The sequence below is a fragment of the Chitinimonas sp. genome, assembly GCF_036568685.1.
In the GTDB taxonomy this organism is placed as follows: domain Bacteria; phylum Pseudomonadota; class Gammaproteobacteria; order Burkholderiales; family Chitinimonadaceae; genus Chitinimonas.
In genome coordinates, this window is record NZ_DATCSC010000094.1 from 1 (window position 1) to 13,882 (window position 13,882).

General features: G+C 63.2%; 15 protein-coding genes and 1 tRNA gene. 5 read left to right on the top strand and 11 right to left on the bottom strand.

The genetic code is table 11. The features are described 5' to 3' along the window. Positions 1 to 43 precede the first annotated feature (43 nt). Positions 44 to 1,195: a DUF1501 domain-containing protein gene (locus VIM95_RS13840; RefSeq protein WP_331986610.1), complete on the top strand. Its 1,152-nt coding sequence runs from the start codon at positions 44 to 46 to the stop codon at positions 1,193 to 1,195. A gap of 60 nt (positions 1,196 to 1,255) precedes the next feature. On the opposite strand, the gene VIM95_RS13845 is transcribed toward VIM95_RS13840, so the two are convergent. Continuing rightward, complete coding sequence (locus tag VIM95_RS13845; protein ID WP_331986612.1) at positions 1,256 to 2,023, bottom strand: c-type cytochrome; 768 nt, start codon at positions 2,021 to 2,023, stop codon at positions 1,256 to 1,258. Positions 2,024 to 2,219: 196 nt separating this feature from the next. On the opposite strand from VIM95_RS13845, the gene VIM95_RS13850 reads away from it, so the two are divergent. Continuing rightward, positions 2,220 to 2,296, top strand: a tRNA-Arg gene (locus VIM95_RS13850). 170 nt (positions 2,297 to 2,466) lie between these two features. Further along, positions 2,467 to 3,366, top strand: a complete 900-nt coding sequence (locus VIM95_RS13855; protein WP_331986613.1) for a LysR family transcriptional regulator — start codon at positions 2,467 to 2,469, stop codon at positions 3,364 to 3,366. Here VIM95_RS13855 and VIM95_RS13860 read toward each other — a convergent pair. From VIM95_RS13860 to cyaY, 5 genes are all read right to left on the bottom strand, one after another. Then, entirely contained in the window at positions 3,363 to 4,061 is a 699-nt protein-coding gene (locus VIM95_RS13860) for a peptidase E (protein WP_331986615.1), read from the bottom strand. The two genes, VIM95_RS13855 and VIM95_RS13860, sit on opposite strands and share 4 nt — an antisense overlap. A 15-nt stretch (positions 4,062 to 4,076) precedes the next feature. Next, the gene (gene mscL, locus VIM95_RS13865) at positions 4,077 to 4,529 is read right to left on the bottom strand and encodes a large conductance mechanosensitive channel protein MscL (RefSeq protein ID WP_331986617.1); all 453 of its coding nucleotides are present in this window, start codon (positions 4,527 to 4,529) and stop codon (positions 4,077 to 4,079) included. Positions 4,530 to 4,664: 135 nt separating this feature from the next. After that, positions 4,665 to 5,627 (bottom strand): porin, encoded by a 963-nt coding sequence (locus VIM95_RS13870; protein WP_331986619.1) that lies wholly within the window; start codon positions 5,625 to 5,627, stop codon positions 4,665 to 4,667. Between the two features lie 310 nt (positions 5,628 to 5,937). Further along, entirely contained in the window at positions 5,938 to 6,381 is a 444-nt protein-coding gene (locus VIM95_RS13875) for a YqaA family protein (protein WP_331986621.1), read from the bottom strand. A gap of 2 nt (positions 6,382 to 6,383) precedes the next feature. Further along, positions 6,384 to 6,695, bottom strand: coding sequence for an iron donor protein CyaY (cyaY, locus tag VIM95_RS13880; protein WP_331986623.1), 312 nt, complete (start codon positions 6,693 to 6,695; stop codon positions 6,384 to 6,386). Positions 6,696 to 6,750: 55 nt separating this feature from the next. On the opposite strand from cyaY, the gene lptM reads away from it, so the two are divergent. Beyond that, positions 6,751 to 6,867, top strand: coding sequence for an LPS translocon maturation chaperone LptM (gene lptM / locus VIM95_RS23330; protein WP_349258186.1), 117 nt, complete (start codon positions 6,751 to 6,753; stop codon positions 6,865 to 6,867). After that, entirely contained in the window at positions 6,867 to 8,117 is a 1,251-nt protein-coding gene (gene lysA / locus VIM95_RS13885) for a diaminopimelate decarboxylase (protein WP_331986711.1), read from the top strand. The genes lptM and lysA overlap by 1 nt, the downstream gene beginning before the upstream one ends. 91 nt (positions 8,118 to 8,208) lie before the next feature. Here lysA and VIM95_RS13890 read toward each other — a convergent pair whose 3' ends face one another. From VIM95_RS13890 to VIM95_RS13910, 5 genes are all read right to left on the bottom strand, one after another. After that, the gene (locus VIM95_RS13890) at positions 8,209 to 10,464 is read right to left on the bottom strand and encodes an arginine/lysine/ornithine decarboxylase (protein ID WP_331986625.1); all 2,256 of its coding nucleotides are present in this window, start codon (positions 10,462 to 10,464) and stop codon (positions 8,209 to 8,211) included. A 171-nt stretch (positions 10,465 to 10,635) separates the two neighbouring features. Continuing rightward, positions 10,636 to 11,244 (bottom strand): glutathione S-transferase, encoded by a 609-nt coding sequence (locus VIM95_RS13895; RefSeq protein ID WP_331986627.1) that lies wholly within the window; start codon positions 11,242 to 11,244, stop codon positions 10,636 to 10,638. A gap of 270 nt (positions 11,245 to 11,514) precedes the next feature. Continuing rightward, positions 11,515 to 12,288: a heme ABC transporter ATP-binding protein gene (locus VIM95_RS13900; protein WP_331986629.1), complete on the bottom strand. Its 774-nt coding sequence runs from the start codon at positions 12,286 to 12,288 to the stop codon at positions 11,515 to 11,517. 205 nt (positions 12,289 to 12,493) lie between these two features. Further along, positions 12,494 to 12,982, bottom strand: a complete 489-nt coding sequence (locus tag VIM95_RS13905; protein WP_331986631.1) for a hypothetical protein — start codon at positions 12,980 to 12,982, stop codon at positions 12,494 to 12,496. A gap of 131 nt (positions 12,983 to 13,113) precedes the next feature. Continuing rightward, entirely contained in the window at positions 13,114 to 13,860 is a 747-nt protein-coding gene (locus VIM95_RS13910) for a UDP-2,3-diacylglucosamine diphosphatase (RefSeq protein WP_331986633.1), read from the bottom strand. Positions 13,861 to 13,882: the final 22 nt, after the last annotated feature.

The window sequence follows — 13,882 nt, forward strand, 5'->3', positions numbered from 1 at the left end:
TGGTCATGAACCCGCTCTACCAGCTCAAATAAGGATGGCCAGCATGGATCGCAGAAGTTTTCTCCGCCTGGGTGGCCTTGCCGCCATGGGCAGCCTGGCGCCGACGGTGGCTTATGCCGCCGCCGCGGAAGCCAGCCCCAAGCTGCTGGTGATGATAGAGCTCAAGGGCGGCAATGACGGGCTCAATACCGTCGTACCCTACTCCGATGCCAACTACTACGCTTTGCGCCCACGCCTTGCCATTGCCCGCGAGCAGGTGCTGCAGCTCGATGAGCGTACCGGCCTCAACCCCGCCCTGCAGGCGCTGATGCCGCTCTGGCAAGGGGGGCGGCTGGCGGTGGTACAGGGTCTGGGCTACCCCAAGCCCAATCTCTCCCACTTTCGCTCGATCGAGATCTGGGATACCGCGTCCGACAGCGATACGGTGTTGCAGACGGGTTGGCTGAGCCGGCAATTCGCCGCCCGGCCCCTGCCGCCCGGCTATGTCAGCGACGGCATAGCGGTCGGCAGCCCTGATCTGGGGCCGCTGGACGGTGGTGCGCGGGCCTTGGTGCTGCAGAGCCCGGATGCCTTCGTGCGGCAGGCCAGGCTGGCGGTGGACATGGGTGGTGGCAAAGTCAACGCGGCCTTGGCCCATCTTTACAAGGTCGAGGACGATATCCGCACTGCCGCCAAGGGGCTGTCGGTCGGCGGCAACCTGACCACGACTTTCCCTGATCATGGTTTTGGTCGTACGGTGAAGACCGCCATGGAAGCCTTGGCGGCCAATCGCCATATCGGGGTGTTTCGCTTGACCCTGGGCAGTTTCGATACCCACGTGGGCCAACGCGGCCAGCAGGATAGATTGCTGAAGGAGCTGGCCGAGGGCCTGGTGGCGCTGCAGGCGGCGCTGACTGAGCTGGGGCGTTGGGATGACAGCCTGGTGTTCAGCTACGCCGAATTCGGCCGCCGGCCGCAGGAAAACCGTTCTGCCGGGACCGACCATGGCACGGCCAATGCCCACTTTGTGCTGGGTGGGCAGGTGAAGGGCGGGCTCTATGGCAAGGCACCAGAGCTGGCCCGGCTGGAAGGTGGCAACCTGTTGTTCGGCCCAGACTTTCGTCAGCTCTATGCCACCGCCTGCCGCTATTGCTGGCAGAGCGATGGCAGCGCGGCCCTGGGTGGGCGCTACGAGCCGCTGCCGCTGGTGGTCTGAGGCGGCAGGCAAACAAAAAAGGCGCATCGTACGATGCGCCTTTTTTGCGAACAGCTGAACTTACTTGGCTGCGCCGATCATGTATTCGGCGGCGGCGTGGAATTCAGCGTCGGAGCCACTGTAACCACCCTTGGGCGGCATGGCACCCTTGCCGGCGATACCGATCTTGATGGCGGCTTCGGCACCATCCTTCAGGCGCGGGCCCCAGGCTGCCTTGTCACCGAACTTCGGTGCGCCAGCGGCGCCGGTGCCGTGGCAAGCCACGCAGACGGCTTCGTAGATTTCCTTGCCCTTGACGGCCGGGTCCACCTTGCCACCGGTAGCGGCGCCTGCGGCACCTTGCACAGCCGGCTCAGTGAACTTGGCGCCACCGGCGTTGCCCATATAAGCCACGGCACGAGCGACTTCGTCGTCGGTCAGGTCAGCAGCGCCGCCCTTGGCCGGCATGGCATTGAAGCCCTTGGTAGCGTGTTCGACCAGGGTGGCAAAGCCCTTGCTGATGCGCGCGCCCCAGGCGCCAGCGTCACCAAACTTGGGCGAACCGGCCAGGCCTGCGCCATGGCAGGAGATACAGACGTTCTCGTAGACGGCCTTGCCGGCACGGCTGCCGGGAGGGCCGGAATCGTCCAGCTTGGCAAAGCCGACAGGCTGCACGCGGGCCACGATGGCCTCGTTGGTCATGCTGGGGTTGCCCGGCTCGATCGCCATGCCGCCGGTAAACAGCTTGACCACCAGGATAATGAAGACCGGAATGCCAATGATCGCGGCGAGAACAATGCCTATCAGGGCTTTGGCCGACATCGGGGATTCGGCTTGCGCTTCGCTCATGCTGCCATCCTTTTTATTTGCGCTGTGTGTCAGAACACGGTACGGGAAAAACCCCGCGATTATAGCGGGGAATATGACCGGCAACCAAGGCTGCGGCCTTATCCACGGTCAAACTTTTGCCTTATGGCAGCAGGGTGGCGGCGTGGGCGGCTGGACGTTGCAGCGCAAAACCGCTATCCTGCCGGCCTCTTGTGATGCGCCCGTAGCTCAGTTGGATAGAGTGTCAGTTTCCGAAGCTGAAGGTCACAGGTTCGATCCCTGTCGGGCGCGCCAGCCATACCAAAACAAAGGCCAGTCGTTATGACTGGCCTTTGTTTTTTCCGCGTTCTGGGTGGCTTGCAGTGCAGCTCGAATCATGCGCCAAGCCCGGATGCTTCCTCGCCAGCCTACATTGCTATCATCTCTTCCAGGGGTGATACCTGTCCCACTCCGCATGAGGCCGCATGCTCGATCTCAATGATGTCGCCCTGTTTGTCCAGGTGGTACGCGAAGGCAGTTTCGCGGCGGCAGGCCGGCGGCTGGGCATGCCTGCCAATACGTTGAGCCGCCGCTTGCAGCTCCTGGAGACTGCGCTGGGCACCCGACTACTGCTGCGCACTACCCGCAAGCTCAGCCTCACCGCCGCAGGCCGCGATTTCTACGAGCAGAGCGCGCAGGGTGTGGCGGAGATAGAGGCAGCCCGTCTGGCATTACTGGAAAAGCATGAGGCGCCGCGCGGTACGGTGCGGATTGCGGCGCCAGCCGACTTTTTCGAGCAGTTGGCCATGGTGCATGTAGCTGAATTCATGGCCCGCTACCCGGAAGTGAAGTTGGAATTCCTGCTCGGGGACGAGCGGGTGGACCTGATCGCGGAGGGGGTGGACGTGGCCTTCCGCGGCGGAGTTTTGGACGACTCGACCCTGGTGGCGCGGCGGCTGACCGAGAGCGCGCTCTTGCTGGTGGCGAGCCCTAGCTATTTGGACCGACGGGGTCGGCCTTCGGCGCTGGCGGAGCTGGTACAGCACGACTGCCTGGTGGTGGCCCGCAGCGGCAACCGGGCGGTGTGGCGGCTGCAGGGCCCAGCAGGGGAGGAAGAGGTCAAGGTCAGTGGTCAGTTCGTCAGCAATACCGCGCAGAGCGTGCTGTGGGCGGCACAGGTCGGGCTGGGCGTAGCCCTGCTGCCCTCGGTGGTGGTGGGCAATGATGTACTGGATGGCAGGTTGGAGCATGTCCTGCCGGCCTATCAGCGCGATCTGGGCGGCGTGCACCTGGTCTTTCCTGGACGGCACCGCCGCACCGCTGCAGTTAACGCCTGGGTGGAGTTTATCCTTGGGCGTTTGCGCTATACCGGTCGCGCTGGCTAGGCCAGGCAGTCCGGTGCAACCGCCCGTTCAAGCAGTTGGCCATCGGTACCCAGCTCCAGCCACCAAGCCTGGGCACTGGGCTGTGAGCTGACCACGCGGTGCAGCTGGCCATCCACGAAGTGCAGCGCGGCACTGTCATCCAGCGCCCAGCTGCCCGGCATGGCGCCAGCCTGCACCTGCTGCCGCAGGCTGGGACGGCGCTTGGCTTCGCCGTCGAAGTGCGGACAGGCTCCGCCGGGCAACCAGCCCAGACCGGGTAGCACCGTCAACTCGCCGGCCATGGAGTCGGTCAGCCCATATTCAAACCAGCAGATCATGCCAGCGCTGATGCCGCCTATCACCACGCCGGCCTCGTAGGCTTGCCGCAGTGCCTGGTCCCAGCCCCAGGCCTTCCAGAGTGCCAGCATGGCGCGGGTATTGCCGCCACCGACAAAGATCGCGTCCTGCGCCAGCATCCAGGCCAGCGGGTCGGTGATCTCGGGGCGGAACAGCGACAGGTGGCTGGCCACGCAGTCGTAGCGGGCATGGGCGGCATAGAACTTGTAGAGGTAGTTTTCCGCGTCGCCGCTGGCGGTGCCGATAAAGCCGATGCGTGGCCACGCCTTGCCGGTAGCGGCCAGGAAGTACTGGTCGAGCAGCGGCGACTTCTCCATCGAGAAACCGCCTCCGCCGAGCACGATCAGCTGCTTCGCCATGATGGCCTGCGTGAACTAGTTCAGCTGCGAGGTGCAGCAGGGGCAGCGCACCGCTTTGAGCGGGATGGCGCTGTAGCAGTAGCTGCACTCCTTGGTGGTTACCTCGGCCTCGGCTGGGGCCTCGGCGCGCTTGAGCTTGTTGAGCATGCGGATCAGCATGAAGACCGCAAAAGCCACGATCAGAAAGCTGATCACCGCGTTGAAGAACAGCCCGAAGTTGATGGTGACCGCGCCGGCATCCTGTGCCAGCTTGAGGGTTTCGTAAGGACCGGGGGCCTTGGTCCCTTGCTTGATCACCAGGAACAGGTTGGAGAAATCGACATTGCCGAGCACATAGCCGATCGGCGGCATGATCACGTCCTTGACCAGCGAGTCGACGATCTTGCCAAACGCGGCGCCGATGATGACGCCAACTGCCAAGTCGACGACGTTGCCACGCATGGCGAATTCCCGGAAATCCTTGAGCATGGGGTGCTCTCCTCTTCTTGATTGACCTTGTGGGCTAAGTTAGGTGGCGCTGCCTGACGCGTCAAGCGCTGCGCCGGCTGGCAGCAATGAAAAAAGGCAGCCTGGGCTGCCTTTTTCCATGCGACACCAGCGTGCTTAGAACAGGTGGCTCAGACCAACCGACAGCACGTTGTAGTTCTTCACACCAGCGTAGTTGCCCGAGTATTCGATCAGGGCGGTGGTGCGCTTGGACAGGGCGTAGTAGCCAGCGAAGTTGCCTTGGGTCTTGGCTTCGTTACCGACCAGGACGCCAGAGGCGTTACGCGACTTGAAGCTGTCCTTGTCCCAGACGATGGCGCCCAGGATCAGGGTCAGGTTGCCTTCGGTGTAGCCGAAGGAGACCAGCGGGTCGGTGAACTTCTGGTCATCGCCACCGTCGCGACGCTGCACGGCCAGGCCGGCGGTGAAGTTGCCCAGCGCGGCGCTGCCACCCAGGTAGGCACGCTTCTGGTGCGAACCGGTGATCGGGCGGTAGGTGTCCACGGCGCCGACAACGAAGAAGCTTTCGCCGGTGTACTTGGCCGACACGCCCATATCGTTGGAAGCACTGTGGCTGGAAGTCTTGTTTTCGCCGAAGGAGTTTTCAATGCCCAGCGAGAACGGGCCGCTGGCCAGTTCATAGCGGATGGCGTTGTCGACACGGTAGTTGCTGCTGTTGGCGGTCAGGCCCAGCGACTGGTCTTGGTACCAGGGATCGAATTCTTCGGTAGCCAGGGTGTAGAGGCTCTTGCCGCGACCCAGCTTGATCGAGCCGAAGTCACCCTTCAGGCCCAGCCAGCCTTCACGGCTAGCGAAACGCGATTGGCTGGCATCGTCCGGTGCGACGCCGGTTTCGATCTGGAAGAAAGCGGAGCTGCCGCCGCCCAGGTCTTCCTGGCCCTTGAAGCCGATGCGCGATGCCATGTTGCCCACGCCGAACTGGTCGCGGCCACCGTCGATCTTGGTGGATTGCACTGCAACGTTCACCTGACCATACAGGGTAACCGTGTTTTCAGCGGCAAAGGCAGCCGGCGCGATTGCGGCGGCGGAGACGGCCAAAGCGATGAGTTTCTTATTCATTGCGTCTTCCTTGTTCAAGGTTGGAATTACGGTATTGCAAGATGCGGCCCTGAGGGGTGGGCTTAACATTACAAGCGCATAATAGGCGGCGCGCCTTGCCAGAGGCAACGGAACCCCCTGCTTAAGCGAACACTGAAGCTGACCGTCCAGGCACGGGGATTTTGCCCAAGTAATTGTTTTTAAATGATTATTTTTTTGTCTCTTTGACAGGGACGGGTTGCGGCAATGCAACAAAGCCTCCGTTGCGCTGGGTATTAAACGCGACAGGGCTCGCTGGGCCAATGCCCCGCAAACTGTTGCGGGGCGCGCTTTATAGCAGAAAGGGCAGGGCCAGCGCCAGATAGCGCAGACCCTTACCGAGCAGCATCCACAGGGCCGAGGCCGGCAGTGGCAAGCGCAACCAGCCGGCGGCCAGACATAGGGCGTCGCCGACCAAGGGGACCCAGCTCAGTACCAGCATGATGCTGCCTCGCCGCGCCAACCAGGCTAAGGCGCGTGGTGACAGGCGCTGACGGGCGTCCAGTACGGGCAGGGCGCGGAGCTTCCAGCCCAGCGCGTAGCTGCTCAGGCCGCCCAGGGTGTTGCCCAGCGTTGCTACCAGAAGTGTTGGCCAGAGACTGGCTGGATGCAGGTAGAGCCAGCCGGCTACCACCAGCTCGGAATTGCCGGGCAGGACGGTGGCAGACAGCAGGGCGGAGAGAAAGATGCCGACCAGTCCGTACTCGGTCGGCAGTTGGCCCAGCCAGTCGGGCATGCTCAGAAAGCGGGGAGGCGTTGGGCGTGTTGCTGGATCAGGGTAGCCAGTTGGGCGAAGAACTCGCCGTCTTCGCGGGTACTGCGCCAGGCACCATCCTGCCAGCGATAGTGGAAGCCGCCGGCGCGGGCTGCCAACCACAGTTCCTGATTAGGTACATGGCGGTTCACCACGATCTTGGCGCCATCGTCGAACTCGATCTCCAGGACGTTGCCGTTGCGGTTCAGGTCCACATCGAAGTCGCCGTCGTCGAGCACGGTTTCGATGCGGTCGAAAACCGCATCACTGGCATTAAGAAATTCACTTTCAGTCATTGGCCGGTCCTGCTGCGCATTGTGTAGTATTGCTATTTTACCCCTGCTCACCAACATGCGCCTTGTCGTCTTATGCCTGATCGCTGCCTGCCTTGTGTCCGCCTGCGGCTACAAGGGAGCGCTGTACCTGCCCGACGCGGCCAAGACTACGGCCGATCCTCAGAAGAAATGATGAACCTTACCCCCTCTCCAGCCGGCCTCGCGCTGGATGGCGTGGCGCTCAGCGCCATCGCGGCCGAGTTCGGCACCCCCTGCTTCGTCTACTCCGAAGCCCAGCTGATCGCGACTTTCGAGGAATACCGGCAGGCTTTTGCCGGTACCGATACCTTGATCTGCTACGCCATGAAGGCCAACTCCAACCTGTCGGTGCTGCGTACCTTCGCCAAGCTGGGCGCCGGTTGCGACATCGTTTCTGGCGGCGAGCTGGCGCGGGCGCTGGCAGCGGGCGTGCCAGCCAGCAAGATCGTCTTTTCCGGGGTGGGCAAGACGGAAGGGGAGATGCAGCAGGCGCTGGAAGCGGGTATCCATTGCTTCAATGTCGAGTCCGAGGCCGAGCTGCACCGCTTGAGCGCGGTGGCCAGCCGGTTGGGCCGTGTCGCATCGGTCAGCCTGCGGGTGAATCCGGACGTGGATGCAGGCACCCATCCCTATATCTCTACCGGTCTCAAGGACAACAAGTTCGGCATTGCCCACGAGGAGGCACCGCGTGTCTACCGCGTTGCGGCCGGCCTGCCGGGTCTGCGTGTGATCGGCATCGACTGCCATATCGGTTCGCAGCTGACCGAGATCTCGCCCTTTGTCGATGCGCTCGACCGTCTGCTGTCCCTGGTCGATCGCCTGGCCGAGGAGGGTATTGTGCTCGAGCACGTGGACATGGGCGGTGGTCTGGGCGTGCGCTACACCGACGAAGTCCCGCCCAAGGTGGCGGACTACGCGCAGGCGCTGTTCAGCCGCCTGGGTAATCGCAAGCTCAAGTTCGTGCTGGAGCCTGGCCGCTCGCTGGTGGGTAATGCCGGCCTGCTCTTGACCCGGGTGGAGTATGTGAAGCCGGGTGAGACCAAGCACTTCGCCATCATCGACGGTGCCATGAACGATCTGCTGCGGCCGGCGCTGTACGAGGCCTACCATGACATCGTCGAAGTTGCCCCGGCCAAGGATGAACCGCGTCGTGTCTACGACGTGGTCGGCCCGGTCTGTGAGAGCAGCGACTTCCTTGGCAAGGAGCGGCACTTGGCAGTACGGCAGGGCGATCTGCTGGCGGTAATGTCGGCGGGGGCCTATGGCATGACCATGAGCTCCAACTACAACACCCGCCCGCGCGCTGCAGAAGTCATGGTCAGCGCCGGCAAGACCCGTTTGGTGCGGCGTCGCGAGACGCTGGACGAGCTGCTGGCCAACGAGAAGGCCTTGTTGGCTGACTAAGCCAACAGCCTGGGCGTGCCGCTCCACCGGGCACAAAACAAAACGCCGCATCGGTATCCGATGCGGCGTTTTGTTTGGATAATGGCCCGTCTTACCGGATCACACAGTCCACATAGTACTCGCCGCTCTTTTCGTCCTTAACCAGGCCGTGGATATCGGTCTCGAAGCCGGGGAAGCGTTCGTTGAAGGCTCGGGCAAAGCGCAGGTAGTCGACAATGGTGCGGTTGAACTGCTCACCAGGGATCAACAGCGGGATGCCGGGCGGGTAGGGCGTCAGCAGGATGGCGGTGATGCGGCCTTCCAACTGGTCCAGTGGCACCCGTTCGATCTCGCGATGGGCCATCTTGCTGAAGGCATCGGCGGGCTTGAGTGCCGGCACCATATCGCTCAGGTACATCTCGGTGGTCAGGCGGGCCACGTCGTTCTCACGATAGACCTCGTGGATCTGCTGACACAGGTCGCGCAGGCCGATACGCTCATAGCGCGGGTGCTTGGCGGCGAATTCCGGCATGACACGCCACAGCGGCGAATTGGCGTCGTAGGCGTCCTTGAACTGCTGCAGCTCGGTCACCAGGGTATTCCAGCGGCCCTTGGTGATGCCGATGGTGAACATGATGAAGAAGCTGTAGAGACCGGTCTTCTCGACGATGATGCCATGCTCGGACAGGTACTTGGTCAGGATCGCGGCCGGGATGCCGGTGTCGTCAAAGCGGCCGTCCACGTCCAGGCCCGGGGTGATTACGGTAGCCTTGATCGGGTCGAGCAGGTTGAAACCCTCTGCCAGCGCGCCAAAGCCGTGCCAGCGCTCGTTGGCGTGCAATTCCCAGTCGGCGCGCTCGCCGATGCCTTCCTCGGCCAGATGCTCCGGGCCCCAGACCTTGAACCACCAGCTGTCGCCATACTCGGCGCCGACCTTGCGCATGGCACGGCGGAAATCCAGCGCCTCGAAGATGGATTCCTCGACCAGGGCGGTACCGCCGGGGGCTTCCATCATGGCTGCCGCCACGTCGCAGCTGGCGATGATGGAGTACTGCGGCGAGGTCGAGGTATGCATCAGGTAGGCCTCGTTGAAGCGGTAGCGGTCGAGCTGGCGGGTCTCGGACTCCTGCACCAGGATCTGCGAGGCTTGCGACAGGCCGGCCAGGAGCTTGTGGGTCGACTGGGTGGCGAAGACCATGGCTTCCTTCGAGCGCGGGCGGTCGCGGCCGATGGCATGCATATTCTTGTAGAAGTCGTGGAAGGCAGCGTGCGGCAGCCAGGCTTCGTCAAAGTGCAGGGTGTCGATGGTGTCACCCAGCAGTTCCTTGATCATTTCCACGTTGTACAGCACCCCGTCGTAGGTCGATTGGGTGATGGTCAGGATGCGCGGCTTGGCACCGGGGCGCTTGGCGAGCGCTTCCTTGGCAAAGGGGTTGGCCTCGATCTTCTTCTGGATGGTCTCGGGGCGGAATTCATCCAGCGGAATGGGGCCGATGATGCCGTAGTGGTTACGGGTGGGCATCAGGAAGACCGGGATCGCACCGCACATCATGATGGAGTGCAGGATGGACTTGTGGCAGTTGCGGTCCACCACCACGATATCGCCCGGTGCCACGGTGGCATGCCAGACCATCTTGTTGGAGGTGGAGGTACCGTTGGTCACGAAGAACAGATGGTCCGAACCGAAGATGCGGGCGGCATTGCGCTCCGAATCGGCGACAGGGCCGGTGTGGTCCAGCAGCTGGCCTAGCTCATCGACCGAGTTGCAGACATCGGCGCGCAGCATGTTCTCGCCGAAGAACTGGTGGAACATCTGGCCCACCGGGCTCTTCAGAAAGGCAACGCCGCCGGAATGGCCCGGGCAGTGCCAGCTGTAGGAACCGTCCTGGGCGTAGTGCAGCAGGGCGCGGAAGAAGGGCGGGGCCAGGGTGTCGAGATAGCCGCGGGCTTCGCGCACGATGCTGCGGGCGACGAATTCCGGGGTGTCTTCGAACATATGGATGAAGCCGTGTAATTCGCGCAGCACATCGTTCGGGATATGGCGGCTGGTGCGTGTCTCGCCATACAGGAAGATGGGAATGTCGTTGTTCTTGAAGCGGATCTCGGCCACGAAGGCGCGCAGATTGCGGATCGCCTCTGTCTCCTCGCCCGGCTCGCCGATCAGTTCCTCGTCGTCGATCGACAGGATGAAGCTGGAGGCGCGGCTCTGTTGCTGCGCGAAGCCGGTCACGTCGCCGTAGCTGGTGACACCCACCACCTCGAAGCCTTCTTCCTCAATGGCCTTGGCCAGGGCGCGGATGCCCAGGCCGCTGGAATTCTCGGCGCGGAAGTCTTCGTCGATGATGATGACGGGGAAACGGAATTTCATCGTTGGTTCTCCGGTGCGGCCTTGCTGTACCGCATCTTCATGGTCAAACACGACGCGCTTGTGACACGTCCTTATTATTGCCTAGCGAAAGAAAAGCGCAGGGCCGTACCGCCAATGGGGTACGGCCCTGCTGTGTTCAAGCGGTCTTATACGCTAATCCGTGGGTCCGGTTCAAGTAGGCGGGAGCGTATCGGCGAAAGCGGGCCGCTGCGCCAATTTTTCCGCGAGCTTGGCGAGGTTGGGATAGCTGCTGCGCCAATCTATCTCGGCAAAACGGAAGTCGAGGTAGCCCAGGCACACACCTACCGCGATATCGGCCAGGCTGTAGCTCTCGCCGTTGCACCAGCTGCGGTGATTCAGGTCGTCCGAAAGCAGGCGCAAGCCGGCGTCGACCTTGCCGCGTTGACGAGCGATCCAGTCGCCGTTTTGCTGCGCCGGATCGCGACGGCGCTCCACCACGATGGCGACGGCGGCATCGCAGATGCCGTCGGCCAGCGCTTCCCAGCGTTTTACCTGTACGGCCTGGCGGTGCTCGCTGGGGATCAGCCGAGCCACCGGCGAGACATGGTCGAGGTATTCCACGATCACCCTCGAATCGAACAGGCTTGAGCCGTCGTCGAGCACCATGACGGGTACCTTGCCCAGCGGGTTGAACTGGCCGACCACGGTCGTAGCGTCCCAAGGGTTGTCCACTGTCAGCGGACACTCGATCTTCTTCTCGTGCAGGACGATGCGAACCTTACGGGCGTAGGGGCTGGTCAGCGAGGCAAACAGCTTCATAGGTGATGGACCATAGGGTGAGCTCGAAGGCAGCGTGTCACTATGCTGCCGGCTACGGGGAAGCCGGGCGGGCGGTTTCCAAATCACCGGCAACTGGGTGGATCGCACCGCGTTGCCGGCGTAGACCGTGATAGCGGCCGGGACGAGGTGATCGGGGCCGGGTGAGGTCTCAAGGGGGAGAACCCAAGCCGATTCTTACCGCTTAATGGCTGCCGTGCAATCCCATCTGCCCGCATGCCGCCCTATCTGTTGCGTCGGCGCGCATCACGCTCAATTGCGTGGCAGGCCAAAGAATAGCTGGTCCTCCACCCGCCGTACCGGCAGCTGGAATACCTGGGTCAGCCGTTCGGCGGTGAGTGCCTCCCGTGGTGGCCCTGCTGCGATCAGACGACCTTCCTGCAACAGCCAGGCCTCGTCGGCATAGTTCAGTGCCAGGTTGACGTCGTGCAGGCTGGCGACGACCGTCAGCGGCAGTTTGCGCGCCAGCTCATGCAGACCGGCCAGCAGCATATGCTGGTGGCGCGGGTCCAGGCTGGCGGTCGGTTCGTCCAGGAGTAACAGAGCCGGTCCCTGCGCCGCGGCAGCGCAAGCCTGCACCAGTACCCGGGCCAACTGCACCCGCTGCTTTTCACCGCCGGAAAGCGCGAGGTAGCGGCGTGCCGTCAGGGCCTCGCTGTCGGTCAGCCGTAATACGCTGTCGATCAGGCCGTCGAGCTCTGCGGCAGGAATGTCGGGAAAGGGAGTCCCGCCCAGGCGGGCGACTTCGCGCACGGTGAAGTCGAAATCCAGCCCGCTGCTCTGCGGCAACAGCGCACGTCGGCGTGCCAGGGTGCTGGCATGGGTACGGGCTAGCGGCAACTCGTCGAATTCACAGCTGCCTTCGCTGGGCGCAAGCTCGCCGGCTGCCACTGAGAGCAGACTGGATTTGCCGGCCCCATTGGGGCCAAGCAGGGCGGTCAGCCGGCCGGAAGCGGCACTGACCGTCAGCTGATGCAGTACCCGCCTATCGTCACGGTCGAGGCTGAGCTGATTGAGGGTAAGCATGGTGGCCGGCGCGGGAGCCGAAGTGTGCGGGACGTGGGAGTGATTTCACTGTAGGGCGCGCTGCCGGGCTCGGCAAGCGCACCCGACGGCGGGGCGGGGTTTCGATCAGGAGGACGCCGCTGCTTCTGTTCTGGCAAACGGCAAACGCCCGGGTGTTCCGGGCGCTTGGGCGGACCTGATCGAGCACGCGCCGATCATCAGGCGCTCAGGCGGCTTCGGTAATCTTGTCGCGAGCCTGCTGGAAAGCGCTGACTGCCGCTGCGGCAAAGCGGTTGCTGGCGAAGTTGGCAACCTGGCGGGTGGCCTTGGACATGGAATCCATGGCGCAGGCACTGACGCAGACTGCCTTGCGCAGTGGTTCGCCCACGTTGTCAGGCTGCTTGCCCAGCTCGCTCAAGAGATTGCGCTGCTGCTCGGCCCAGTTCTTTTCCCACAGCTGCATGGCGTCGGTCATGGCCGACACCTGCGCCACGAACATGGCGCAACCAAGGTGCAAGGACTGGTCGAAATGATGTTCGAGACGGGCGTTGGGCGTGGTTTGCCCGGTCACCGCCCGGAACCAGTCGCGACAACCGTCGGACTGAGTGGCGATCAGCCGCTCGAAATTACGATTGGCGAGGTCTGCACCCTCGCTCAGAAACTCGAATTGTTGCTCAAGGCCGGGTAGGGCCCAGGCAGCGGTAGGAGCGTTCATTGGGGAGTTAACTTCCTGATTATTCGGTCTTGTAGGCCGATGTTGCGCCGCAATAAGGCGCGCAGTCTAGGCCGCTGGTGGCGGAAGTCAACGGGGTGAGTGTGAATAATGACAATGGCTTGGCAGCGATTTCAGCCCCAGGCCGCTTCCTGATTGATGCCGCGGTAGGTCAGGCCATTTTCGCCGGCCTCCAGGTAGCCGCCGACACCAGCGTACCAATCCGGCAACACCCAGCGTTGCCGCAAGGCATGTTGGACTTCATGTTGGTGATGCGCCGGTCGGTGTGTATGACCATGCACCAGATGGGCGCCCGGATAGCTGGCCAGCAGCCGGCCGACGGCATAGCTGTTGACGTCCATGATCTCGCTGGTCTTGACCTGCTTGGCGGCCTCGCTGGCCGCGCGGATGCGGGCGATCTCGGCTTTGCGTTCGGCGAGCGGGCGGGCCAGGAAGGCTGCTTGCCAGGCCGGTTGGCGGACCATCTGGCGGAACTGCTGGTAGGGCGCATCGTCGGTGCACAGCTGGTCGCCATGGCTCAGTAGCAGAGGACGGCCGTAGGCATCGATCACGGTGGGGTCGGGCAACAGGGTTGCGCCGGCACGGTGGGCGTAATCCTTACCCAGCAGAAAGTCACGGTTGCCATGCATCAGGTAGATCGCGACGCCGTGGTCAGCCAGTTGTTTGAGCTCGCCGGCGATCTCCTGCGTGAGCGCATCGTCGTCATCGTCGCCGGCCCAGTATTCGAACAGGTCACCAAGCAGATAGAGCGCAGTGGCGTGGCGGGCGGGGCCATGCAGAAAGGCCAGAAAGGCCTCGACGGTCTTGGGGTCGCCGTCGGACAGGTGCAGGTCGGAGGCGAAAAGAATGGGACGGGTCATGGTAGGCGGTCGCAGCCATGGC

Coding starts and splice junctions, on each gene's coding strand:
- VIM95_RS13870 (WP_331986619.1), bottom strand. CDS start 5,627: ATGAATAAGAAACTCATCGCTTTGGCCGTCTCCGCCGCCGCAATCGCG.
- mscL (WP_331986617.1), bottom strand. CDS start 4,529: ATGCTCAAGGATTTCCGGGAATTCGCCATGCGTGGCAACGTCGTCGAC.
- VIM95_RS13910 (WP_331986633.1), bottom strand. CDS start 13,860: ATGACCCGTCCCATTCTTTTCGCCTCCGACCTGCACCTGTCCGACGGC.
- cyaY (WP_331986623.1), bottom strand. CDS start 6,695: ATGACTGAAAGTGAATTTCTTAATGCCAGTGATGCGGTTTTCGACCGC.
- VIM95_RS13895 (WP_331986627.1), bottom strand. CDS start 11,244: ATGAAGCTGTTTGCCTCGCTGACCAGCCCCTACGCCCGTAAGGTTCGC.
- VIM95_RS13890 (WP_331986625.1), bottom strand. CDS start 10,464: ATGAAATTCCGTTTCCCCGTCATCATCATCGACGAAGACTTCCGCGCC.
- VIM95_RS13860 (WP_331986615.1), bottom strand. CDS start 4,061: ATGGCGAAGCAGCTGATCGTGCTCGGCGGAGGCGGTTTCTCGATGGAG.
- VIM95_RS13875 (WP_331986621.1), bottom strand. CDS start 6,381: ATGCCCGACTGGCTGGGCCAACTGCCGACCGAGTACGGACTGGTCGGC.
- VIM95_RS13900 (WP_331986629.1), bottom strand. CDS start 12,288: ATGCTTACCCTCAATCAGCTCAGCCTCGACCGTGACGATAGGCGGGTA.
- lptM (WP_349258186.1), top strand. CDS start 6,751: ATGCGCCTTGTCGTCTTATGCCTGATCGCTGCCTGCCTTGTGTCCGCC.
- lysA (WP_331986711.1), top strand. CDS start 6,867: ATGAACCTTACCCCCTCTCCAGCCGGCCTCGCGCTGGATGGCGTGGCG.
- VIM95_RS13905 (WP_331986631.1), bottom strand. CDS start 12,982: ATGAACGCTCCTACCGCTGCCTGGGCCCTACCCGGCCTTGAGCAACAA.
- VIM95_RS13855 (WP_331986613.1), top strand. CDS start 2,467: ATGCTCGATCTCAATGATGTCGCCCTGTTTGTCCAGGTGGTACGCGAA.
- VIM95_RS13845 (WP_331986612.1), bottom strand. CDS start 2,023: ATGAGCGAAGCGCAAGCCGAATCCCCGATGTCGGCCAAAGCCCTGATA.
- VIM95_RS13840 (WP_331986610.1), top strand. CDS start 44: ATGGATCGCAGAAGTTTTCTCCGCCTGGGTGGCCTTGCCGCCATGGGC.